The organism is Streptomyces sp. NPDC093260 (genome assembly GCF_040683715.1).
Lineage (GTDB): Bacteria > Actinomycetota > Actinomycetes > Streptomycetales > Streptomycetaceae > Streptomyces > Streptomyces sennicomposti.
The window spans coordinates 1-1,178 of sequence record NZ_JBFBEK010000071.1 but is presented as its reverse complement, the minus strand read 5'-3'; the positions used below and the strand labels follow the sequence as shown (position 1 = coordinate 1,178).

The window sequence follows — 1,178 nt, the reverse complement described above, 5'->3', positions numbered from 1 at the left end:
CGGCGGATGTCGTTGAGGCGGGTGATGAGGGGGGCGATGGTGCGGCCCTCGCGTTCGGCGGCGGCCCAGTCGCGGGGTTTGAGCTGGTACTTCTCCGAGTCGAGGTACTCCTCGCCGCCCTCTCTGAGAGGGGTGTTCTCGCAGAGTTCGTAGCCGCTGTAGATGCCCCAGGAGGGGGCGAGGGTGGCGGCGAGGACGGCGCGGACCTCGAAGGCGGGCCGGCCGCCGTGCTGGAGGTAGGCGTGGAGGATGTCGGGGGTGTTGGCGAAGAAGTTGGGCCGCATGTAGGAGGCGGCCTCCCCCGACAGTTCGGTGAGGTACTCCGTCAGTTCCTGTTTGGTGGTGCGCCAGGTGAAGTAGGTGTAGGACTGCTGGAAGCCGATCTGGGCGAGGGTGTGCATCATCGCGGGGCGGGTGAAGGCCTCGGCGAGGAAGATCACGTCGGGGTCGGTGGCGTTGATGTCGCCGATGACCCGTTCCCAGAAGACGACGGGTTTGGTGTGGGGGTTGTCGACGCGGAAGACGCGCACGCCGTGGTCCATCCAGTGGCGCAGGACGCGGACGGTCTCGGTGACGAGTCCGTCCATGTCGGCGTCGAAGGCGATGGGGTAGATGTCCTGGTACTTCTTGGGCGGGTTCTCGGCGTAGGCGATGGTGCCGTCGGGGCGGTGGTGGAACCATTCGGGGTGTTTGTGGACCCAGGGGTGGTCGGGGGAGCACTGGAGGGCGAAGTCGAGGGCGATCTCCAGGCCGAGTTCGCTCGCGCGGGCCACGAAGGCGTCGAAGTCGTCCAGGGTGCCCAGGGCGGGGTGGACGGCGTCGTGGCCGCCTTCGGGGGAGCCGATGGCCCAGGGGACGCCGACGTCGTCGGGGCCGGCGGTGAGGGTGTTGTTGGGGCCTTTGCGGAAGGTGGTGCCGATGGGGTGGATCGGGGGGAGGTAGACGACGTCGAAGCCCATCGCGGCGATCGCGGGCAGCCGGCGGGCGGCGGTGGCGAAGGTGCCGTGCGGCTGCTCGGGGGTGCCCTCGGAGCGGGGGAAGAACTCGTACCAGGCGCCGTACAGGGCGCGCTCGCGCTCGACCTGGAGGGGCAGCGGGTCGCAGGAGGTCACCAGCTCGCGCAGCGGATGCCGGGTGAGGACCTCGGTCACCTCCGGCGTGAGCGCCGCCGCCAGCCG

General features: G+C 69.9%; 1 pseudogene. It reads right to left on the bottom strand.

Annotation, left to right across the window (positions count from 1 at the left end):
- Nucleotides 1-1,178, bottom strand: a pseudogene (locus AB0N63_RS36120) (alpha-1,4-glucan--maltose-1-phosphate maltosyltransferase); the annotation flags it as partial.